Genomic DNA, 21,974 nt, shown 5'->3' on the forward strand with positions numbered 1-21,974 from the left:
ATAAACTTATCCATAAATATCAAGATAAATTACTTCTTGATTTGATTCGTCAACTACTAGCACAATTTTATTTGCAAATGTACAAAATGAGCGGATTATAATGGATTCCTTTAATGAATCTTCTAAAAACCAACCTGTTGGTAATAAAGAAATGCAACCATCTTTTTGGAAATTTCAGCAATGTTTACATTAGCAACAAAAGCCACCGTAATAAGGGGCTTTTGTCTTAAATAATTTAATGATATGTGTACCCTCCATCTGGAAATAATACATTACCCGTAGTAAAACTATTTTGCATTAAATATAGAACAGTATGTGCAATTTCATTATTATGGCCAGGCCTTTTTACAAGAGAAAGAGATTTATAAGATTCATAAGCAGCTAGTCTATTTTCGTTTTGTTCATTCTCTCTTTGTATCGTTCCAGGAGAAACAACATTAACTCTTATAGGAGCTAATTCAACAGCTAAAGCTTTCCCTAAGCTTTCAATAGCCCCATTACAAGCTCCGTAAGCAGGCGCACCTTTAATTGGTCTTTGACTAAAGGCACCGGACATTAACACGATCGATCCAGAGTTTGAAAGAAAAGGGATGGCATATTTTACGGCATAATATTGAGGCCAAAACTTTCCGATGAAGCTACTTTCAGCAATTTCCTCTGTAGAGGTAATTGGTCCAAGTGTGTAAGAGGCTCCGGGTGTGAATAAATGATCAAAGTTCCCAACTGTCTTGAAAAAATTTTGTAATTGCTCTTTATTTTGATTATCCAATACGTAAGTGTGGAGATGATTGCTATTTATTAATTTTTTAGCAATTTTTAATTTTTCTTCCGAACGCCCTGCAATAATAACATGTGCACCTTGTTTAATTGCTTGTGTTGCCGTTGCTAATCCAATACCAGAACTCCCGCCAATGATAACAATACGCTTATCTTTTAATGTAGTAATAGACATATTTTAGCCACTCCTTTAATAAAAAACTTTAGAATATAACTTATGCTTTTATTATTCGCTAAAAGGGATCAAGTGAAAAGTACGCACTTTGTATGTACATAGTCGCAAATTTCGTACTAATCGCTATTTACGCGGATAAGTAATAAGAAAAATTGCTAAATATGGTTTATCTCGCATTAACGGGCAGTAAAACTCTCACCTCAAAGTTAGGAAAATGCGAGGAAGTTAGGTGAGAGATCAACTGCCCGTAAACGTCCGATTGGTTCAACTAATAATCAGTGGGGGATGAATAAAACCCCCACTGATTAAAGTTTCACTTTATGATATCAGTGGAGAGGTGAGAAAAATGGATTTACAAGAACCGAAGTTAAAAGGGGTAATAGCGACATTACAAATAATCGGTGGGAAATGGAAGCCACTCATTTTGTTTATTTTGCTAACAGATGGGACGAAACGTTTTGGTGAATTAAAGAAATTAATACCAGATATATCTCAAGGAACGTTAGCAAAGCAATTACGTGAATTAGAGCAAGATCAACTAATAAAACGCGAAATTTATCAAGAAATACCACCTAAAGTAGAATATAGCTTAACTGAACATGGAAAAACAGTCAGTACTGTTTTGGATAGTATGTGTAGTTGGGGAAGAGGACATTTAGAACATATAGATAAAGGTGAACTATAAAATTGTTATGTAAACTTAGCGTCGTACGAAGTGGAATGGTGTTTTAATAATTTGTATTTTATAATATATAATTAAATAGTGTTGTAGGTTATTATACATATTTAATTCGTTTTTACAAAGGGGAGTTATAAGGTGAATGAATTAGAGTACAAAAGCTTTTATGATAAAGTAGGAAGATTAAATGGATGGGATTTTAGTAAAATAAAATGTGAAACTGTAGGAGAAATATGGGACTTTTATGGAGAAGTGAAAGAAAGATGTAAATCATCAGACATTCTACTTGATGTTGGTACAGGCGGAGGAGAAAATGTACTTAACATAGCATCATCAGCTAAATTGTTAATTGGAATTGATAATTCTAACGGCATGATTGAAACGGCACATTCTAATTTGAAAAAATCAGGTGTACAAAATGTTGAGTTTCTTCAAATGGGTTCTGGAGCTTTAACGTTTCCACATGCGCATTTTGATATCGCTTCAAGTTGTCATGCACCATTTGCAGCGACTGAATTATCAAAAGTAATGAAAAAGGGTGCTTTTTTCTTAACGCAACAAGTTAGCGAACATGATAAATTAAACCTAAAAGAGACATTTGGGAGAGGTCAATGCTTAGGTGAAAGAGATGGAACTTTAAAAGAAAAGTATATGGGTGAACTTATAAATGCAGGATTTGAACTCGTGCAAGTACGTGAATATGATGTTACTGATTATTACAGTACGCCTGAAGATCTCATTTTCTTATTAAAACATACGCCTATTATTCCTAAATTTGGGGAAGAGGAAGAGGATTTTACTATTTTAGAAAAGTTCATTGATACGAATAGTTCTGAAAAAGGGATTCGTACGAATTCAAAAAGATTTATGATTATTGCTGTAAAATCTTAATGTATTTTATTGTAAAAGCTGCTTTTCGTTTAAGGAAAGGCAGCTTTTTTATATGGAAATAATGCAGGGGAAACTTAAAAAAATAAAAATAAGTAAAGTGTTAATCAAAAAAATGAAATATGGAGCATAATTGTTTTGAAACATTACTGTACTAGCAATGAAAGAAGCTAACATATTCATACTAAAGTTGTAGTTTCTATATAAAAAATCCATTCTTCCGTTTGATTTTATCTATTTATAAGTGTAATACAATACGAATAGATAATAAGAAATGAGGGGGAATGTAAAGTGATTACACATATATCAGATATAAAACTACAAACGGTTTCCATAGAAGGGGTAAAACAAGTTTATAAGGACATATTATCTCTTCCAATAAAAAAAGAAACAGCATCTTTCATTCAATTTGAAGTAACACCTTATACAACAATTAGTTTTCAAGAAGTGTATGAACCAATTGCACCTGCACATTTTGCTTTTGAAATCCCATATTCAAAATTTCATGAAACAGCAAGATGGCTTGAGGAGTCTGGATTACTCATTGCGAAATGGAAAGATGGTCATATAATTGATGAAGAGGATGGTCGATTCAATTTATACTTTAAAGACGGAGATGGAAATCTACTCGAAATTATCGCGCATAGTTATGTTAAAGAAGATGTATTAGTACCGCAGTCACCTTTAAACATTTTATATGTAAGGGAAATTGGTCTTCCTGTTAAAAGTGTACCTATTTTTAGGGAATGGCTGAAATCAAATCTAAATATGAAAACGATGGAAGACGGGGATATTTTTAATTTTGTAGTTGGTGGCACTGCTTATGTCGTCGCAACTTGGTGGCAGCGACCTTGGATTCCAATCGCGATGAAAGCTTTACCACCGAAAGTTCATGTTTCTTTCGGAACAGCGGATCTCGCATTTTTACAGCGAATCCAAATTAACTTTAAGAAAAATAATGTGCCATTTGAATGTAAACATAATGAAGTGTCATTTATTATGCAGGGATATTCATTTTCTATTGTGTATACACCAGAGTTTCATTCCAATATTCCTAGCAAAATAAACTTACCGCTTTCTATATAGTTATAGAAAGCGGTAAGTTTATTTTGTTTTAAGGAAAATTAAAGTCTAGTTATTATGTTGATTTAACATTTGAGCTATTCCTTGACCAAATGACCAATTCTCCATAGGTGTCTCGTGTAGTGTAATGAAAACATCAGCAGTAGAGATTTGTAAAGTATTAGCTGTACTAGTGGCTATAGCTTTATATAAATCTTTTTTTTGACTAATTGTTCTCCCAGGTCCACATGTAATAGAAATATAAATCATATTATTGGATCGTTTTAATGAACCTTCTAAAAGATAAGATGAATTATAAAAAAGTTGATGAGAAGGATAAGGTAAAAACATTTGAAAATAATCATTTTCAGGAATATTGAAATGTTCAATTAACGAATGGTGAATTTGATTGCTTACATTTTTTAATAACTTATTATCGGATAATTTTTCAGGATGATAAACAGTGACAAATGGCATAATAGAGGACTCCTTTCCTTTTGATTTTATTTTACTTCCAATATTTCCATTTGTATAATTGAAAATATATTAACGAATTATCAATAAAATCGATGAAGATGGTGTATGAAATGGAAATGAAAGAGTTACTTACATTTAAAAAAATTATTGAAGAAGGAACGTTTTCACAAGCTGCTAAACAATTAAACTATGCACAATCAACAGTAACAACACATATAAAAAAGCTGGAAAATGAAATTGGTTTTCTGTTATTTGAAAGAGGATGGGATGCAAGATTAACAGAAGAAGGAAAACTTTTTGCAGAGGAAGTAGAAAACTTAGTAACACATTGGGAATATTCTATAACTCAAGCACAACGTATTAGTAATGAAGAAAAAGGGCGTTTGAGAATAGGCCTATTAGAATCCGTTGCTAAAAGGTTAATACCAATAATATTAGAGTTTTTAAATGCTGAAAAACCATATATACATTGTGATTTTGTAGTGGGAAATACAGCACTTTTATCAGAAATGATAGAACATAATAAGATTGATTTTGCGGTGTGCGGAAATAATGAAAATAAATCAAAGGTAAAATTCATCCCAATATGTGATGAACAGATTGAATTTATAGTGAATAATCCCGAGCATCCTTTGTTACAAAAAGAATCCGTTGAAGCATTTGATATTATAGATTATCCAGTTATTGTAGGAGAAAGTAATTGTTATTCGTATCAATCTGTAAGTTCTCTCCTAGCGAAAAATAATTTATCTTTTAAAAGAGTTTATAATTGTAGTGCTTTAAACCTCATTCCAGAAATGCTTTTTGAAAATGCGATAGGAATTATCCCGAAAGGTACAATTTTGAATGAAGAAATACTATCTTTTAAGATTAAGGACTTTAATTCTAAAATCCCGATTGGTATATTAATTTCTACTAAAAATAACAATTATTTAAGTCAAACGAAACAAAAAATTATCAACATCATTAAAGTCGCCCTATAATTATGCTAAAAAATTATAGGGCTGTTTTCGATACGTACTTTTCTTTTAGCATTTCAGAGATTTTTGTAATAATAGGATTTATGTGAGTAGAAGGATTTCTTAACATTGTAGTGAATTTAAAATAGGGGTGTAGAATACTATATGGTTTAAGGAGGGTGAAACTTGAACTTAGGTGAGCCAATGGCTAAAGGAAATACAGCGAAAATTTATCTGTATGATAATAAGATTGTGAAGTTATTTAAAGAATATCTTCCAGGTACAGAGTCTATGAATGAAGCAAAAAAACAAAAATATGCTTATTCATGCGGGCTGCCAGTTCCAAACGTATTTGAAGTGACAAAGATACACTATAGACAGGCAATTATTATGGAATACGTAAAAGGGGACAGTGTTGGTGATCTCCTACTTAATAATTTAAATGAGGCAGAGCGTTATATCGGACTTTGTGTTAATGAGCAAAAAAAGATCCATGCTATATGTGTGAATATCGATGATATGGAATCAATGAGAGAAAAGTTAAAACGACAAATTAAATCTGTACATAAATTGGATGAAAAACAAAAGGAAAATATATTAAATAAGTTAGATGCAATCAAATTTGAACATAGATTATGTCATGGTGATCTCCATCCATTTAATCTAATTCTCAGTAATGGTAATGTGAAAATTATAGATTGGGTAGATGCGACTTCAGGTGATATTCGTGCAGATGTATTTCGTACATATTTATTGTACGCTCAAGCTTCAGTAGAATTAGCTGAAATGTATTTACATATATATTGCAGAAATGCGGGCTTATCAAGAGATGAGATCTTTCAATGGGCTCCTATTATTATTGCAGCTAGGTTAACTGAAAAGGTGTCAGCTAATAATAATGAATTACTAAATAAATTAATGCTTCAGTATTGTAATTAAATGAGTAAAATTATTGGATTTTGCTTACAAAGAATATAGTAGTAAAAAAGGAGTCTGTTTTATGAAAACTGATGAATCGATTTCATTGAATACCGAATTTGAGAAATCTGCTCCTGCGCTACAACTTTTGAAATTACATAAGCGATTCGGTGAATTTATTGCAGTAAATCGTATTGATTTAACTATTCCAAGTGGTTCTTTTTACGGAGTTGTTGGACCTAACGGAGCAGGAAAAACTACATCTTTATCAATGGCTGTTGGTTTGTTAAGGCCGGATGGCGGAAACGCTAAAGTTTTTGGGATTGATGTTTGGAGTAATCCAAAACAAGCTAAAACGTTGATTGGAGTATTACCAGATGGATTGGCTTTACCAGAAAGACTTACTGGTCGCGAATTATTAACATATATGGGGTTGTTAAGAGGAATAGATGCCAATGAAGTTGCTCAGCGGGCAGAAGAATTACTTGCAGTATTAGAGTTGAATAATACTGAGGGGACTTTAGTTATTAATTATTCTACTGGTATGCGTAAAAAACTCGGCCTTGCACTTGCACTTCTTCATGCGCCAAAATTACTCGTTCTCGATGAACCGTTTGAGGCGGTAGATCCCATTTCTGCAACTACTATTAAAAAGATTTTACAGAAATTTGTTAGTTCAGGTGGTTCTGTAGTATTTTCTAGTCACGTCATGGCATTAGTTGAACAACTTTGTGACCACGTTGCAATTATTTCGAAAGGGGGAGTACTTTCATCCGGAAAGATGGAAGATGTTTGTGGTGAAGAAAAACTAGAGGATATTTTCATTCGATTAGTAGGTAAACCCGCCGCTAAAGGAGGGGAATTGTCTTGGTTAATGTTTTAATTCAAATGAAGTTATCAATACTTAAACATTCAATGAATCGTGGCAGGGCAGTTCTATTTATTATGACAGGATTAGTTGGTTTGTCGCTAGCGATTGGAACTATTTTACTTTTTTCTTTTTATCCGACAGAACAAAATATATCAAAAAGCATTCTATATGTAACATTCGCCATTTGGACAGTAGGATGGATTATAGGTCCGATGCTTACTGGAGGAGACGAAATATTACGCCCTGAATATTTTGTGTTGCTTCCGCTCAATTCTTATAAACTAGCTAGGATGCTTCTCGGTGTAACTTTTATAGGAGTAGGACCACTGGTTAGTTTTTTAGCTTTTATAGGATTATTAATTTATGCAGCTAGAATTAGCATATATGCGATTATAGTAGCAGTTCCAGCAATTATTTTGCAGTTAGTTTTTGTAGTATTGTTATCCAAAGTAATAGTTAGTATTATGGGTGAGGCGATGAAATCAAGAGTCGGTATGGAAATGGGAGCGATGTTCATTGGTTTCATCATTGCATTTCTAAATGTCGGCTGGTATGCACTTCCTGTAATCAATAGAATCGTATTTAGTGATACTACGCTATTTTACATGATTCCATCTAGTTGGACGATACTTGCTGTAGAGTACGCTAGTCAATCTAATTGGTTATTAGCTTTTATTTTCTTAGGTACAATAACAATATTTTGTGGGTTTCTTTTATTTATATGGACTATATTATTGACTAGACGTAAAGAGATAGATTCAAAAAAAGTTCAAGTGAAGATTATTAATAAGCATTATAGAAAGGCTTTTAAAATCTTTTTTGAAACTAAAATAGGAGCTGTTATAACTAAGGAACTTAAAAGTTGGAGAAGAGATCCACAACGAGGCCGTTTCCTGCGAATGGGCATATGGATAGGTGTATTTTATGGGGTTTTAGTTACGATTGCTAATATACCTTACTTAATGCCTTGGGCGGGGGGAATTATGGTTGTATTTACAGGTATGTTTGCTTGTAATTTATATGGTTTCGATGGAAGCGCGTTATGGTTAACGTTGGTGACACCTGGTGCAGAAAGGATTGACGTGCGTGGCCGCCAATTAGCTTGGTTGATAGCTATTGGTCCTGTGGCAATTTTAACTACAATAATTTTCACTTTTTCTAGCGGACTTACTTTCGTTTATCCATGGGTATTTGCAGTAGTCCCAGCTTTACTTGGTGGGACAGTCGGCCTTATTGTCTTATTTTCTGTAGTTAATTTAATTCCAATTACTGATCCACATCGCCGTGGAAGAGGAACGATAATATCTGCTGACGATATGAATGCGAGTAAAATGTTTATAACCACGTGGCTCATGCTGTTGATGGTGCTAGTAATAACGATACCTTCGTTACTAGTTATATGGTTGGGGACATCATTACATATACAATTCATACAATGGTTAGGTGTACCGACTGGGGTTTGTACGGGAGTGTTTTTAGCATGGCTATTTGGGCGCATCGCTTACAAAAAACTTGAAAGAAATGGCCCTGAGTTGCTATTTGAAATGAAAAGTGGGATGAAAATTAACAGTGATAATTACAAAAAGAAAATTCGTAATAAAGAAATGGAATTACCAAAGAAAAAACTTACCGTTGTTGTTCTTCTTGTGTTTATGGGAATCTTTTTCTTGGTGCACCAAAGTATAGTGCCGATTGTCTTTGAAATATTTGATGTGGATGAAAGAGTCCGTCTATTTTTTCTTTCGCGCTACCTTCCTCATATTGCCCGCATTCCTGTAAGTATCATTTTCGCTGTACTAGGTATAGTGTTTTTGTATAAAGCAATATTAATTAAGAAACAGCACGTAAAAGAATCACAACTAATAAAAGATGATATGTAAAACATTCCTAATCAATCAAGTTTTTAGCGGATGTTGTTCAACTATAGTTACGTAGTTAAACAACATTCGCTTTACATATTTATTAAAGAATAATTATTTTCAAGTTTTAACCTATAAAGATTCATTATCCGTATTTGTTCCTCAGTTAATTCTTTTTTATCCCAATACATGTGCATTAAGCTATATTCAAAAATTTCCTTTAATTTAACAAATAATAGAAACTTGTCTATCATTTCTTTAGGTAGTTCATTTTCCTCTTGATAGCCTTCAAATAGTTCTTTTGTAATAGAATACTCATAGTCAATGATATTCCCATTTCCAGCAAATGAATATTCTATCGCACTATAAATAGGAACGGCTAAATTGAATATGTAAAAATGTTTTTGGAATGAATCCAAGAGAATTCCAGCTTAACAAAATGCCTATTCAATCATTTATTAAACTAAAAATAGAAGGAGAGTTTAAAATGAATATTTCTAGAAAAATAGAAGTTGAACAGTTACGAAATGAAAATAGTGAGTTGTTTGATAAAGATGTACTTAACATATTGAATGGCCAAATGATGTATGAAGAATTTAAAACTGAGAAGCTAATGGGTGAGTCTTATTATGCTCCATTTAACGAAGCGATGTGTGTGAATCCCGCTACTAAACATGTTTTTAATGAAGAGTTTATTAAAACAAGAGCAGAAGGTCATAACAGTTCAGTAGAAAGTTATAAAAAAAAGGTTATAGATCCGTTAGAAAAACTTTTTGCGAAAAAGTATAAATGTATTGTTTTATGGTTTGGTGAAGATATGTTTTGCCAAATGAATCTACTTGCTTTACTTTCATACCTTGAACAGTCTTGTTATGAAGGGAAAGTATACTTAAATAGTTTCAGGGAGGATGAATTTAAAGTAAATCAAATTGAACTTGAATTGGGTAATTATTCTACTATATACAATGAAGTATTAGTAAACCATAAAAAGACTTCTCATAAGGTACCACCTGTAATGTATCAGGCTATAGACTTATTTTTAGAAATGCTAAAAGAAGATAATATCGTAATGAAATTTATCTCTAAAAATCAAGGTTTATCAAATCAAGAATTATTAATAAAGTTGTTTCAACTTTTTCCAAAAATCGGATATGGTGATTCTCAGTACATAGAATTAATAAATAAAATAAAGAAGAAAGCTGAACCTAAAATATAGGAACAGCTACCTTCTTACAATTGTTCAAGTAACGCTAATTCGCCCTCTACAAATAACATTAGTTCTTTAATTGTTTCGCCAGAAAAATCAAAACGAATTCCAGCTGCTTCATATACTTCCGGTAAAGATTTAGAGCTACCTAATGATAAGGCTTTTTTATAATTTTCTAGTGCTTGTTTAGGATTTTCTTTATATTGCTTATACATTTGTAGCGCACCAAGTTGTGCAATTGCATATTCAATGTAATAGAATGGTATCTCGAATATGTGTAGTACAGGTAACCAGCCAGTTGCGATCCAATTTTCATAACCCTCAATATTTACGATGTTCGATTGGTAAGCGTTATGTAATTCTAAATATTTTTCATTTCTTTCTTTAGCGGTATGATTAGGGTTTTCATACATCCAATGCTGAAATTGATCAACGATAAGCATTTGTGGTAAATACTTAACAATATCTTTAAAGAAATCTAATTTTGCTTCTATAAATTCTTCTTTATTTTCATAAAAAATATCCCAATACTCCATCGAAAACAATTCCATTGTCATGCTAGCAAGTTCTGCTGATTCTGAAGGGATTTCTAAATATTTATGAAGCTCTAACTGCTTCATACAATCATTATGAATACTATGACCCATTTCATGGAGGAAAGTAGTAACATCATAATGTGTATGATTGAGATTCATAAAAATAAAAGATAATTGAGAAGCAGGCAAATATTCGCAAAATCCTCCTGGTCCTTTTCCTTTACGACTTTCTAAATCTAAGCAATTATTTTTATGCATACGGTCCAGTAATGTAGAAAATTCAGGATCTACTTTGTGTAAAATAAGAGAACTTTTTTCGATTAAATCACTCGCGTCTTCGATAGGTTTTAATGCTTTTTGATTTGGTGCGGTTGCTTTTAAATCCCATGGACGAAGGGTATCTACTTGAAGTTCACATTTTTTCTCATTAAATATTTTATCAATAAGTGGTACTACGTATTTACGAATAGATTCAGCAAGCTCATAGCAGTCATCAGGCGTATAATCAAAACGTTCATGTTTTTTAAACATATAATCACGATAATTATCTAACTGAATGTTTTTTGCTTTTTGGTGACGAATTACGATTAATTCATTTAATATATGTTGTAATTTATCTTCAACAGATAAGAACTTTTCGGAAATAAGCGTTTTTGCTTTTTTTCGTATATCACGATCTGAATCTTGTAAGTAAGACTGTAGTTCAGTAATTGTTTTTTCTTCACCGTCCCATAGTGCAGTTAAACCACCTGTAATTTCGAAGTACTCTGTTACTAGTTTGTCTTCAGTTATCTCTAAATCAATGTTCTTTTCACAAAATAATGTTTGCGCATTCTTTATTTTTTTATTTAGTAAGCTATTCGTATTTAGATCAAGTTCCATTCGAAAAGGTGACTCTAAATATTTATTATCAAATGAATTTTGATAACGTTTCAAAAGAGGTCGTACATATTGTTGATCATATTCGTAAGTATCTTTAATTTTTTTATTATCTGTATTACATTGGAAAGCGATATAGTGCGATTTTAATTGTTCTTCAATTTCCCAAATGAAAGTAGATTGTTTTTTTAACCAGTTTTCAAGTTCTAGCTTGGAAGAAATCACTTCATTTAATAAAGTAGAAAGAGTATTTTCTAATTCTAGTACATTACTAATATCAATCGTATTTACACGTTGCAATATATATCCCTCACTTTTTATTTACTTAAGGAAGTATTCTTCTTCTTTACTACAATCCCTTTTTTTCCTAAGAAGTTTGTGCCCACTACTCCAAGAACAATCAAGATTGTTCCGATGATGTGATAGTATGCGATTTGTTCATGTAAGAATACAACACCCGCGATAATTGTAATAAGTGTAGATAAGTTGCTGAAAACACTTATTTTAGCTGCTTCAATATAAGATAACGAATAGTTTAATAACAATGCGGTTAGTAAAGAAGATAGCAAACCTAAATATAAAATGGAAATAAGAAATGTTCCGTTCATAAATGGTTTAAAGTATATAGTTAATGTCCCTTTGTTTATATGGCTGACGATAGCAATTAAATTAAAACTAATAAAGCCAATCGCTGTCATTGTGTAGGTTAAATCCATTAGCTTGAAATTATTCGCCATTTTTCGTGCTAATACATTATAGAAAGCAGATGATAATGCCGATAACAAAATAAGAATAACGCCGATGACGCTAGTTTCATAAGCCCCTAGACCATTCATTATAAATATATAAATGACACCGATGACGGAGATGAGTACAGAGATTTTTTGTGATGTATTCGTATACTCTTTCAAAAAATAGGAAGCTAACATCATCGTAAATATAGGGATCGCCGCTTGTATAATTCCCGCCTCAGATGAACTTGTATACACTAAGCCAAAAGCTTGAAAAGCAAAAAAAATTGCTGGATAAAATATCGCAATTGGTAAAAGGGAAAGTATGTTTTTTAATGATATATTTAACTTTACGAATCCAAAAATAACCGGAATATTTGCTGCTATGAAAGCAATTGTAAAACGATGAGCCAGAGTATCAAGAGGGCTTGTAATGGTTAGTGTTAGTTTCACGAATAAAAAGGAAAATCCAATAATAAATGAATAGAGTAATGCTGATATATATGCTTTTGTTGTATTTTTCATAATTTCACCTCATAGTAGTTAATTTCTTACTGGCCAGTATACGTACATAGTAATCTTTTTGATCTAGTGCTACAATGTGAACAAATACAAACTGTACCGGTACAAAATAAACGTAAGAGGTGTCATAATGTATAAGTATTTACATGTTTTAAATGATATAGAAAACATGATTCAACATGGAGTGATAAAAGAAGGAAAGAAATTACCGTCTATACGGTCACTCGTTACACAATATGAATGTAATAAAGCAACAGTTATACGAGCACTTCACGAATTAGAAAAGCGTCATATTATTTATTCCGTGCCTCAAAGTGGGTACTACGTTGTTAAAAAATCTGGAAATACCATAGAAAATAACGTGATAATTGATTTCGCTTCTTCAGCACCAGATCCAGATGTTTTCCCGTATTTAGATTTTCAGCATTGTATTAATAAGGCCATTGATACGTATAAAAATGACTTGTTCGTATATGGGACGCCAAAAGGTTTACCGTCTTTAATTCCGGTCATTCAAAAACAATTAGCAAATTATCAAGTCTTTACAAAAGAAGAAAATATTTTTATAACGTCAGGTGTTCAGCAGGCACTTGCTATATTAACTTCTATACCATTTCCGAATGGAAATGAAACTGTATTAATTGAACAGCCAACATATCATCTATATATTGATTATCTAGAAATAAATAAAGTTCCTGTAATCGGTATTAAACGTACGAATGAAGGTATCGATTTGAATGAATTGGAGCAAATATTTCAAACTGGAAAAATAAAATTCTTCTATACGATACCGAGATATCATCATCCGCTTGGAACATCTTATTCTAAAGATGAGAAAGAAAAAATCACACTATTGGCTAAGAATTACAATGTATTTATAGTGGAAGATGATTATTTAGCAGATTTAGAAACTGATTCAAAAGCAGATCCGTTATATAGCTTGGATAATTGTAGTCATGTCATATATTTGAAAAGTTATTCGAAGATTATTTTTCCAGGTTTACGGGTTGGAGTTGCGGTCATCCCACGATCCATTGCAAATGCTTTCTATACATACAAAAAAATACTAGATATTGATAGTCCGATGATTTCTCAAGCGGCTTTAGAAATTTATATAAAGAGCGGTATGTTTGAACGTCATAAAAGTAAAATTAATTCTTCCTACTACAATAGATCAATAAAACTAGCAGAAACATTAGAAAAAGTGCAAAATGAAAATTCATCATTATTTACATATAATAGACAAAACACACTTGGAATACACACTTGTTTAGAAATGCCGAAAAACATAGTTACAGAAACACTTATACAAAAATTAGGTGACATTCAAATAAGTGTCGATACTATTGATAAGAATTATATGAGGGATTTTCCTAAAGAAAAACTATTAAAATTAAATGTTTCGAATGTAAAAGAAGATAAGATTGAAGAAGGTATTCGTAAAGTAATTGAGGAAATCAAGCAATCAAGACAGTTGGATTTTCAGTTTAGAAAGGAATAATTTGAATTAGGAAGTTTGTTGTGAGATTGTTTTACAATTAGTTACTCCAGATGGAGAAGCCTATATGAGGAAATATGATAGGAAGCATATACCAGAGGTTATAAAGCTGAATAAAATGAAACGATTACGGAGAAAAGTAGCAGTTGTGGCCGGAGCAACTATATATGTAACTGAATAACTATATGTTTTTTAAGAGCACTCTTAGCAAAAAGTGCTCTTTTTCATTAATGTAAATATTTACTTAGCATCTTTTTAAAATGATTTTTATCATAATTTACATATTGCGTAGCTGTATTTCGTATTGAATCTCCCGCGTAAAATCTTTCGTACAATTCGTGTCTTGATCCTAATGGGCTTCCAATAATATCCCAGGCTAACTTAAATAATTTTGTGCGTTGTTCGGCATCTATATTTGTTCCTTTAAAGTGCTTTTTCAATAAATCATCTATTGGACTCTGGAAGTCATTCGAGCTCGAAGGAAGTTGAATGAAACCACCTGCTCCAATTAATTGTAAAATTTCTATTGCACGGGGATAATATTTGGAACCAAGATTCCTTGCAGTTTCGATATATTTAAATTTCGGCAAATAAGTTTTTGTTTCATTTGTAGTACCTTCAACTTCTGCAGCAATTAAAAGTGCGCGAATTGTTTCGATTTGCATAATTAATTCCCCAAGCTTCTCTTGAACATGCAAATAAGTAGTAGCACCGATTGCTTCAGCAATTTCACAAGCAATTGCAGTTATAAATTCTAGCTTTACTACTAATCGTACAATTGCTTGGTGATAAGCTAAACTACTAGAAGCTATATCTGACTTTATTGCCCATAACGCTTCAGGGTTGTTATATAGTAAGACACGTTCCCATGGTACAAATACATTATCAAAGATTAATAGTGCATCCATTTCATCGTACTGTGAGCTAAGAGGGGAATCAACTGTAATTGAATGTGTATTCGCAAATGGTTCTCTACAAACCATATGTAATCCAGGAGAATTGGCTGCTACAATGAGAAAGTGAGCTAAATCTTTTTGAGTATCAGTCAGTTTTGCTAATGGATAGATTAATAAATCATTTGAATAAGGAGAAGCAGTACCGATCATTTTAGCACCACTTAAATAAATTCCGTCAGAAGTTTTCTTCGTAACTCTTAGTAATCCTAAGTCATTTGTATTCAACATTGATTCTGTAGATCGATTTATTTGTGGATCACGTTGAACTACGCTTAAGAACAAGTGATTATCTCTCGCTTCTTCATAATAAGATGTAATTTTATCTGGAAACTGTACATCGAATTTTTTATAAAAATATTTTGATACGTACCAGCCGGTAAGTCTCGATCTTGCGTAATCAGATAGTCTACTCATTACACCGTCTGTAGCATAACTCCACGTTTCAAAAGCGGTTCTCCTCATTAATAATTCGTTATAGGAATTCGGAATTAAAAAGGCTGTATGGACAAATTTTTTCGTTTTTGGGCTAACATATCCAATAGAATCTCTTCGTATTGGATCATCAAACAATGAAAATAAATTAGAAATGGTACTTAATGTTCCTGCAAAATGTTTGTCTGTAGTTACATCTACTTTTTGTCCATAGAGCCAAACGTTACGACCATCTTGTAAGCTCTTTATATAGTAATCTTTCAAATTTTGCATATTTCCTCCTTCTAAAGACTATTCATATATTTGGACATCTTTTAATGGGGGGGAATATACGTGGAAAGTTATTACTGCCGAATCTGTAGCATTATACATTTTATGCACAGTATCTTTTTTTACTGTGAAAATATTTCCCTCTGTAAACTCTTCAATCCGCTCGCTATTATTTTCGTACGTTATATTTTGTAGCGTACCATTGACTATTAGTATACATCCTACAGATATTCCGTGATCGTGCACAAAAGTCTTTGCTTTGCTGGGGAAATTTAATACTAAAATCTCTACAAATTCAGACTGATAGATAACGTTCCGTCCGTATTCAAGATTAACTGGTGAAGTAATAAAAGGAGATATTTTATGAAGTGAAATATTTAATGATTGAATAGCGTGTATTAAATTGACCGTATCGTAGTTACATAGGTTATTAAACGTTTTTTGTATGTTATGAATCAATTGCATGTAAAACTTCCTCCTAAGCATGTACAGTAAAAGAAAACCTAATCTAATATTATATAGAGCGTATTGAATTACATAATATTGTATTGAAACATTTCCAAAAAGTTACTTCTTTTACTTAGGAAGTTCATTTAATTTGAAAATTGCGGTAATTAGTTCCGTTAAAATGATATGCTTGAACTATATATTTTTTATCCCGTTAAATCCCGACTGGTGGGGGCTGATAATCAGTGGAGGATGAACAAACCCCCCACTGATTAAAGTTTCACTTTATTGGAAAGGTGATGAAATAAATGGCAGTTCTTTTAGTGGGAAATCTATATCAAATGTCTATTGTTTTACTGATTTTATGTTCATTTTGTTTTTATAGATATTTAAAGAAAATAAAAAAGGAAAGAAAGCTTACAGGTTTTGAAATTACGATGTATATCGTTACGCAACTTGCGTATTTCATTTGGGCGGCAACAACTTTTCTTAAAATGTTATCAGAATAGTAATCTTAAAGTGTTAGATGCTGAACAGTAATGTACAGGAGCAGTAACGGTATAAACGTGGGCAAGGGTAATTTCTCTAGTGGGTAAATAAATATAGTCGATAACTAGATGGATAACAATATTACTTATAACATCTTTATAAAAAGAGAGGATATAAATGGAACAATATAAATTAATTTTAAAAGGGCCTAAACAACTCAAGTGGGAAATAAATGAAATTAAGGACATACAGGACGATGAAATTATCGTTAAAACAATCGCAGGAGCGATAAGCATTGGGGCCGAGTTACCACAGTATAATGGATCCGATGTTACGGAAACGAATCCTTTTTATCCAAGAAAAACTGGATATGAAAGTTATGGTGAAGTGATTCAAGTTGGTAATAAAGTAACACATGTAAACGTAGGTGATAAAGTAGTTTCTTTTTATGGACATGAAACGATAGGGATAGTTAAGGGGCATAAAGTAATCCGAGTGCCTAGTTCTATACAACCTAAAGTTGCTTTATTATCTATTCTTTCGTGTGATGCCGCTAAAGGAGTATTGAAACTAAACCCGCGACAGGATGAAAAAGTACTTATAACTGGAATGGGAGTTATTGGTTTACTCGCTTGTAATTTCTTAAAATACTATGTAGGCATTGAGCACGTGGATGTTGTTGAGCCTAATAAAAATAGAAGAGATTTTGCAAAGAAGTTTGGTGCGAAAAACATATATGATTCAGAAGAGAAAATAATAGAAACATATAATTAGGGTTTTGAATGTTCTGCTACAAATAGTGGGTTCCATACTTTGCAAAAAACTCTTAAAACTAATGGTGAAATATGTATACTGTCTGATGGTAATATAGAAGAACTAACATTAACTGCTAACTTTTATCAGAAAGAATTGCAAATCGTTGGATCAAGTGATGGATCCGATTATCAAAAGCATGCAGACTGGTTTTTTGAAGAAATAGGAAAAACACCATTTATAGAAGAGATCTTTCAACATGAAATACATTATACTTCACTCATAGAATGCTTTGATGAATTGAGTTTAGGGATAATTAAACCATTAAAAGTATATGTTTCATATGAATAACGAAAAAAATGAGTAAATATTTGTCACATACCTCACAAATGTTTCGTCACATTTATGATTACTAAATGAGGAGGAACATATATGAAAATATTTGTAGCAGGTGCAACTGGTGTAATAGGACGTTCTTTATTACCACTGTTAATAAAAAATGGGCACACGGTGTTTGCGATGATCCGTACTACTTCGCAAGTAGAAGCAATGAAAAAGGTTGGTGCCATACCAGTAATAGCTGATGTATTTAATAGAGAGGCTGTATTTTCTGTATTAGAAGAAACAAATCCCGATGTAGTTATTCATCAATTAACGTCATTGTCATCATGGAATTTTGAGGATAATGCAAAAATTAGAACAAAAGGCACTCGTAACCTTGTCGATGCAGCTAAAAATGTAGGGGTACAGAAAATAATCGCTCAAAGTATTTCATGGGCGTATGAACCAGGGGATACATTTGCGACTGAAAAAGATTCACTACATATTACTGCTTCCGCGCCTCGGCAAGTCACTGTTAATGGCATATTAAAATTAGAAGAAGCTGTTACTGAGTTACCTGAATCGGTTATACTTCGTTATGGCACATTATATGGACCAGGAACATGGTATGCGGAAAACGGATTAATAGCAAATCAAGTTCGTAATAATGAGATTATCGCATCAGACGGGATAAGCTCGTTTATACATGTCGAAGATGCTGCAAGAGCTACTATGCTAGCCCTTAATTGGCCTTCAGGAATCGTAAATATTGTAGATAATTATCCAGCAACTAGTAAAGAATGGTTACCAATATATGCAGCAGCGATAGGGGCACCTAAGCCTAAAGTTCAAGATGGGAAAAATAGTTGGGAAAGAGGAGCTTCCAATAATAAGGCACGTAAAGAGTATGGTTGGATACCTTTATTTCCATCATGGTCTGAAGGATTTAACAACTTAATAGGTAAGTAAAACACAACTTTAATGGGAATGATAGTAAAATACACCATTAAAGGATTGGGTTATTATGAATATAATTTGGGAAAGTATTATATTAACTTTTACTGGAATAATTGTCTTGAAAATGACAGGTAGTGCATCTGTCAGCCAAATGACAAGAGCTGAAATCATTATAGTTGTATCAATCGGCCGTATTATTGTAGAACCTGTATTAAGTAGAAAAGTAGTCCCATCTATATTTGCGGCCATCATATTTGCAAGCATATTACTTATTATTCATTTCTTTGAATTGAAATCAAAGAAGGTGGAACAATTTCTAAATGGAAGTAGCATTATAATTGTTGAAAACGGAGAGATTGTAAAAGAAAATTTGATGCAGGCAAAAATGTCGGAGCAACAACTATATATGCAATTAAGAGAAAAAGGGATCCATGATGTAAAGAGTTTACAGCAAGTTACAGCGGAACCGAATGGGCGTATTGGTTATCGATTAATAAAAGAAGCAGAACCAATAACTTTAGAAATGTTAGAAAAAGTATTAGATAGGTACAATATAAAAAGATAATTTCTCGTGAGAAAAAGCCAATTTTTTAACGATAAAATGTAAGAGAGAACTATAATTAAAAGTTATTAAGAATTATTAAAGATGTTTATATATTGATTATGCACAAATAAAAAGGACAAGCATATAATAGAAGTACCTATTAACTTTAAGTAACCTTAACTTTCTTTAATAGGATATCTCAAAATCCCCAAAAAGAGCACTTGCGGAAACAAGTGCTCTTTTATTTGGAATTTTAAACCATAAATATTGAATGAAATGTTAAACTGAAAAGAGCAATTTTTGTAATTAAAACTGTAGTATATGAATGGAGTGTTATTGAATGCAAACAAGAAAAGCCTATCTATATGTATTTGACACGATGTCGGATTGGGAGTACGGACATTTAATTGCTGAACTTAATACAGGGAGATATTTTAAAAAAGATGTAGCGCCTTTTAAAGTAGTCACAGTTGGAATAAATAAAGAAATGGTTATTTCAATGGGGGGCTTGAATATACAGCCGGATATTTCCCTAGATGAATGTATCCTTGAGAGTAACGATCTATTAATTTTACCTGGAGGGAATACTTGGAGTGAAGAAATACATAAACCTATTTTGCAAAAAGTTGATGAGGCTTTAAAACTTGGTACAATTGTGGCTGCCATTTGCGGTGCAACTATAGGTCTTGCAAATTACGGTTACTTGGATTCTATAAATCACACAAGTAATAGTTTAGAGTATATGAAAATGGTTTGTCCTACTTATAAAGGAGAAAATTTTTATAAAGAGGGACCTGTATCATCCAGTGAAAACTTTATTACCGCATCGGGTGTAGCTCCTCTAGAATTTGCCATGGAGGTATTGAGAAAATTAGATGTATTTGCGCCGGATACACTTCATTCATGGTATAAATTGAATGAGACTCATGAAGCGGAATATTTCTTCCAGTTAATGAATTCAATTAATAGCTGATTAGTATTTCGAATGAAAATTATATTTTAGATGATACGAAAACTAATAACGAAATAATATTATGAAGATAAAAGGTAAGGGTGTTCCTATGAATATATGAGAAAATATCCTTACCTTTTATAGTATTATTTCTGAAAGGCAAAAGTAATAGCATTTGTTTTTAATTGAATGTGTCTTTCATTACGAACTATATTATAAGCTAATTCTTTTATTTCAACTTTTACTTCTTTCCATCCTTTATAAATACTTTTTAATAGATGTATCATTTCATCAGTTGGGAGATTAATTTCAATTAAAGCTTCTAATTCTTCATTCGTTTTTAAAACAATTTCTTGTATGTTAGAGTTAATAATTAAACAATTAATACCGCCGTTTTTTGTCCCTTGTTTCATAGAATGGAGCACTTTTTTAAAATCTTCTTTTGATTTAACATGCTCTAAACTTGATACTGCAACGATATAATCATAAGCGTTAGAGTCAATATGATAGTTTTCAATTTCTGCTTGTTCTGTTTTTATAACCTCGAATACATCATGTTCTTTACTATAAATTTTTAGCTTTGTTAAAGCGGAATCAAGTAAATCAACACATGTAACAGTGCCATTATAATTTTTTATTATTTGTGCAATTGGAATGCTATTTCTACCGATGCCAGAGCCAAGATCAAGTACTTGCAAGTTGTTTTGTCCTTCAAAGTGATCCATCAAGTTCATAACTGTTTTAACCGGTTTGTACAGCCAAGAGCCAATTTCAAATAGTTTATATTGTTCATAGCAAAGGCCGTGATATTTCTTTTCTTCTTGTCTTATGTAATCGATACGGTTCACATTGTTTCAGCTCCAATATTTTTATTGCAAAATGAATAGGTGGGACAGCCTTTAACATTTGTTTGAATTCGAAAAATACCACCAGCATGTGGATACTCTTTTAATTCGTCATCAGTCATTCTTGTTCTGGCTGTGGTAACATATAAATCTGTTAAATTAGGTCCTCCAAATGTACATGATGTTACATATAAAGCTGGAATTGGAATATTTAATATTTGTTCTCCAGTAGATGGATTCCATCTAGTTATTTTTGAACCTCCCCAATGTGCAATCCATAAACAGCCGTCTTCGTCAATTGTCATACCATCAGGTAGACCATCATTTTCAGAGAAAATGATTACATCAATTGGATTATGAATGTCTCCAGTACGTATATTATATTGATAGCGAACCACTTTTTTAGTAGGTGTATCTATAAAGTAAAAGTATGTATGATCAGGTGACCAAGCAATTCCATTTGATGTATTTACATGTGAAACTTTTTTCTCTACACTTAAATTATGATGTAAACAATACAAGGAACCTGCAGCATTCATACCGTATGTATCTGTAGAACCTGCCCAGAAACGACCAGCTGGATCACATTTTCCATCATTGAAACGATTTTCTATTAAATGTGGTTCAGGGTCAAAGATATGTGTCAGTTTTTCGGTATTTATATTAATAGAATAAAAGCCTTTTTCCATAGCTAAGAGTAGTACATCCTCTAAATATGGAACAACACAGCCGATTTGTTGATTGAGTGCAATTACTCGGTTCGTATTAGCGGTAGGGTTGTATATGCATAATTTTCTCTCCATAATATCAACCCAATATAAAAGTTGCTTTTTTTCATTCCAACATGGTCCTTCAGCTAAACTTGCTTTAGCATCTAAAACTAATTCTATATTACTGAACAAGATGTTCACCTCGCGTTATAAGATATTAATATAATTCAATAAGAATAGAGGTAAACCTTTTAGTCAAA

General features: G+C 32.2%; 22 protein-coding genes and 1 pseudogene. 14 read left to right on the forward strand and 9 right to left on the reverse strand.

Features of this window, described 5'->3' with window-relative positions; translation table 11 throughout:
* Nucleotides 1-235: 235 nt before the first annotated feature.
* Nucleotides 236-952 (reverse strand): SDR family oxidoreductase, encoded by a 717-nt coding sequence (locus tag QO049_RS03015; RefSeq protein WP_053512864.1) that lies wholly within the window; start codon nt 950-952, stop codon nt 236-238.
* A 346-nt stretch (nt 953-1,298) separates the two neighbouring features.
* Between QO049_RS03015 and QO049_RS03020 the strand changes: the two genes are divergently transcribed.
* The 3 genes from QO049_RS03020 (at nt 1,299) to QO049_RS03030 (ending at nt 3,605) form a co-directional block, all read left to right on the forward strand.
* The gene (locus QO049_RS03020; RefSeq protein WP_016110039.1) at nt 1,299-1,637 is read left to right on the forward strand and encodes a winged helix-turn-helix transcriptional regulator; all 339 of its coding nucleotides are present in this window, start codon (nt 1,299-1,301) and stop codon (nt 1,635-1,637) included.
* A gap of 132 nt (nt 1,638-1,769) precedes the next feature.
* Nucleotides 1,770-2,522: a class I SAM-dependent methyltransferase gene (locus QO049_RS03025; RefSeq protein ID WP_058839802.1), complete on the forward strand. Its 753-nt coding sequence runs from the start codon at nt 1,770-1,772 to the stop codon at nt 2,520-2,522.
* A gap of 288 nt (nt 2,523-2,810) precedes the next feature.
* A complete protein-coding gene (locus QO049_RS03030; RefSeq protein WP_071739142.1) occupies nt 2,811-3,605 on the forward strand; it encodes a VOC family protein in 795 nt (264 codons plus the stop codon).
* A 45-nt stretch (nt 3,606-3,650) separates the two neighbouring features.
* Here the strand turns inward: QO049_RS03030 and QO049_RS03035 are convergent, their stop codons facing one another.
* Nucleotides 3,651-4,058: a tautomerase family protein gene (locus QO049_RS03035; RefSeq protein WP_048657161.1), complete on the reverse strand. Its 408-nt coding sequence runs from the start codon at nt 4,056-4,058 to the stop codon at nt 3,651-3,653.
* Nucleotides 4,059-4,168: 110 nt separating this feature from the next.
* Between QO049_RS03035 and QO049_RS03040 the strand changes: the two genes are divergently transcribed.
* From QO049_RS03040 to QO049_RS03055, 4 genes are all read left to right on the forward strand, one after another.
* Nucleotides 4,169-5,041, forward strand: a complete 873-nt coding sequence (locus QO049_RS03040; RefSeq protein ID WP_246962818.1) for a LysR family transcriptional regulator — start codon at nt 4,169-4,171, stop codon at nt 5,039-5,041.
* 162 nt (nt 5,042-5,203) lie between these two features.
* On the forward strand, nt 5,204-5,956 hold the full coding sequence (locus QO049_RS03045) for an aminoglycoside phosphotransferase family protein (protein WP_284489115.1): 753 nt from the start codon (nt 5,204-5,206) through the stop codon (nt 5,954-5,956).
* Between the two features lie 61 nt (nt 5,957-6,017).
* The gene (locus tag QO049_RS03050; protein WP_016110045.1) at nt 6,018-6,818 is read left to right on the forward strand and encodes an ABC transporter ATP-binding protein; all 801 of its coding nucleotides are present in this window, start codon (nt 6,018-6,020) and stop codon (nt 6,816-6,818) included.
* On the forward strand, nt 6,803-8,686 hold the full coding sequence (locus QO049_RS03055; RefSeq protein WP_246962820.1) for a hypothetical protein: 1,884 nt from the start codon (nt 6,803-6,805) through the stop codon (nt 8,684-8,686). Before QO049_RS03050 ends, QO049_RS03055 begins: the two co-directional genes overlap by 16 nt.
* 71 nt (nt 8,687-8,757) lie before the next feature.
* Here QO049_RS03055 and QO049_RS03060 read toward each other — a convergent pair whose 3' ends face one another.
* Nucleotides 8,758-9,084, reverse strand: a complete 327-nt coding sequence (locus QO049_RS03060; RefSeq protein WP_063245773.1) for a hypothetical protein — start codon at nt 9,082-9,084, stop codon at nt 8,758-8,760.
* On the opposite strand from QO049_RS03060, the gene QO049_RS03065 reads away from it, so the two are divergent.
* Nucleotides 9,075-9,881 (forward strand): AraC family transcriptional regulator, encoded by an 807-nt coding sequence (locus QO049_RS03065; RefSeq protein ID WP_142314561.1) that lies wholly within the window; start codon nt 9,075-9,077, stop codon nt 9,879-9,881. The genes QO049_RS03060 and QO049_RS03065 overlap by 10 nt on opposite strands.
* 14 nt (nt 9,882-9,895) lie before the next feature.
* On the opposite strand, the gene QO049_RS03070 is transcribed toward QO049_RS03065, so the two are convergent.
* The gene (locus QO049_RS03070) at nt 9,896-11,587 is read right to left on the reverse strand and encodes a M3 family oligoendopeptidase (protein ID WP_144502175.1); all 1,692 of its coding nucleotides are present in this window, start codon (nt 11,585-11,587) and stop codon (nt 9,896-9,898) included.
* A 17-nt stretch (nt 11,588-11,604) separates the two neighbouring features.
* Entirely contained in the window at nt 11,605-12,543 is a 939-nt protein-coding gene (locus tag QO049_RS03075; protein WP_246962822.1) for a DMT family transporter, read from the reverse strand.
* Between the two features lie 127 nt (nt 12,544-12,670).
* On the opposite strand from QO049_RS03075, the gene QO049_RS03080 reads away from it, so the two are divergent.
* Entirely contained in the window at nt 12,671-14,041 is a 1,371-nt protein-coding gene (locus QO049_RS03080) for an aminotransferase-like domain-containing protein (protein ID WP_246962824.1), read from the forward strand.
* A 224-nt stretch (nt 14,042-14,265) separates the two neighbouring features.
* On the opposite strand, the gene QO049_RS03085 is transcribed toward QO049_RS03080, so the two are convergent.
* Both QO049_RS03085 and QO049_RS03090 read right to left on the reverse strand, forming a co-directional pair.
* The gene (locus QO049_RS03085; RefSeq protein ID WP_246962826.1) at nt 14,266-15,699 is read right to left on the reverse strand and encodes a 4-hydroxyphenylacetate 3-hydroxylase family protein; all 1,434 of its coding nucleotides are present in this window, start codon (nt 15,697-15,699) and stop codon (nt 14,266-14,268) included.
* An 18-nt stretch (nt 15,700-15,717) separates the two neighbouring features.
* Nucleotides 15,718-16,161 carry a cysteine dioxygenase gene (locus QO049_RS03090; protein WP_001176004.1) on the reverse strand — a complete coding sequence of 148 codons (444 nt, stop codon included), beginning with the start codon at nt 16,159-16,161 and terminating at the stop codon, nt 15,718-15,720.
* Between the two features lie 290 nt (nt 16,162-16,451).
* On the opposite strand from QO049_RS03090, the gene QO049_RS03095 reads away from it, so the two are divergent.
* The 5 genes and pseudogenes from QO049_RS03095 to QO049_RS03115 all read left to right on the forward strand — a co-directional run bounded on the left by QO049_RS03095 (nt 16,452) and on the right by QO049_RS03115 (nt 20,180).
* Entirely contained in the window at nt 16,452-16,652 is a 201-nt protein-coding gene (locus QO049_RS03095) for a hypothetical protein (RefSeq protein ID WP_246962828.1), read from the forward strand.
* A 157-nt stretch (nt 16,653-16,809) separates the two neighbouring features.
* Nucleotides 16,810-17,736 (forward strand): annotated as a pseudogene (locus tag QO049_RS03100) (zinc-dependent alcohol dehydrogenase).
* Between the two features lie 81 nt (nt 17,737-17,817).
* Nucleotides 17,818-18,675, forward strand: a complete 858-nt coding sequence (locus QO049_RS03105; RefSeq protein ID WP_016110053.1) for an NAD-dependent epimerase/dehydratase family protein — start codon at nt 17,818-17,820, stop codon at nt 18,673-18,675.
* A 55-nt stretch (nt 18,676-18,730) separates the two neighbouring features.
* Nucleotides 18,731-19,228: a DUF421 domain-containing protein gene (locus QO049_RS03110; protein WP_001021697.1), complete on the forward strand. Its 498-nt coding sequence runs from the start codon at nt 18,731-18,733 to the stop codon at nt 19,226-19,228.
* A gap of 319 nt (nt 19,229-19,547) precedes the next feature.
* Nucleotides 19,548-20,180 carry a type 1 glutamine amidotransferase family protein gene (locus tag QO049_RS03115; RefSeq protein WP_001194775.1) on the forward strand — a complete coding sequence of 211 codons (633 nt, stop codon included), beginning with the start codon at nt 19,548-19,550 and terminating at the stop codon, nt 20,178-20,180.
* A 125-nt stretch (nt 20,181-20,305) separates the two neighbouring features.
* On the opposite strand, the gene QO049_RS03120 is transcribed toward QO049_RS03115, so the two are convergent.
* Nucleotides 20,306-21,007 carry a class I SAM-dependent methyltransferase gene (locus tag QO049_RS03120; RefSeq protein WP_246962830.1) on the reverse strand — a complete coding sequence of 234 codons (702 nt, stop codon included), beginning with the start codon at nt 21,005-21,007 and terminating at the stop codon, nt 20,306-20,308.
* Nucleotides 21,004-21,906, reverse strand: coding sequence for an SMP-30/gluconolactonase/LRE family protein (locus tag QO049_RS03125; RefSeq protein ID WP_000492419.1), 903 nt, complete (start codon nt 21,904-21,906; stop codon nt 21,004-21,006). Before QO049_RS03125 ends, QO049_RS03120 begins: the two co-directional genes overlap by 4 nt.
* Between the last annotated feature and the right edge of the window lie 68 nt (nt 21,907-21,974).

Origin of the sequence: Bacillus sp. RB3 (assembly GCF_030164735.1) — a bacterium.
Taxonomy (GTDB): domain Bacteria; phylum Bacillota; class Bacilli; order Bacillales; family Bacillaceae_G; genus Bacillus_A; species Bacillus_A cereus.

Excerpts from the sequence above, each read along its gene's own strand:
- QO049_RS03015 (WP_053512864.1), bottom strand. The coding sequence starts at position 952 with ATGTCTATTACTACATTAAAAGATAAGCGTATTGTTATCATTGGCGGG.
- QO049_RS03020 (WP_016110039.1), top strand. The coding sequence starts at position 1,299 with ATGGATTTACAAGAACCGAAGTTAAAAGGGGTAATAGCGACATTACAA.
- QO049_RS03035 (WP_048657161.1), bottom strand. The coding sequence starts at position 4,058 with ATGCCATTTGTCACTGTTTATCATCCTGAAAAATTATCCGATAATAAG.
- QO049_RS03040 (WP_246962818.1), top strand. The coding sequence starts at position 4,169 with ATGGAAATGAAAGAGTTACTTACATTTAAAAAAATTATTGAAGAAGGA.
- QO049_RS03050 (WP_016110045.1), top strand. The coding sequence starts at position 6,018 with ATGAAAACTGATGAATCGATTTCATTGAATACCGAATTTGAGAAATCT.
- QO049_RS03065 (WP_142314561.1), top strand. The coding sequence starts at position 9,075 with ATGAATCCAAGAGAATTCCAGCTTAACAAAATGCCTATTCAATCATTT.
- QO049_RS03075 (WP_246962822.1), bottom strand. The coding sequence starts at position 12,543 with ATGAAAAATACAACAAAAGCATATATATCAGCATTACTCTATTCATTT.
- QO049_RS03080 (WP_246962824.1), top strand. The coding sequence starts at position 12,671 with ATGTATAAGTATTTACATGTTTTAAATGATATAGAAAACATGATTCAA.
- QO049_RS03085 (WP_246962826.1), bottom strand. The coding sequence starts at position 15,699 with ATGCAAAATTTGAAAGATTACTATATAAAGAGCTTACAAGATGGTCGT.
- QO049_RS03090 (WP_001176004.1), bottom strand. The coding sequence starts at position 16,161 with ATGCAATTGATTCATAACATACAAAAAACGTTTAATAACCTATGTAAC.
- QO049_RS03095 (WP_246962828.1), top strand. The coding sequence starts at position 16,452 with ATGGCAGTTCTTTTAGTGGGAAATCTATATCAAATGTCTATTGTTTTA.
- QO049_RS03105 (WP_016110053.1), top strand. The coding sequence starts at position 17,818 with ATGAAAATATTTGTAGCAGGTGCAACTGGTGTAATAGGACGTTCTTTA.
- QO049_RS03110 (WP_001021697.1), top strand. The coding sequence starts at position 18,731 with ATGAATATAATTTGGGAAAGTATTATATTAACTTTTACTGGAATAATT.
- QO049_RS03115 (WP_001194775.1), top strand. The coding sequence starts at position 19,548 with ATGCAAACAAGAAAAGCCTATCTATATGTATTTGACACGATGTCGGAT.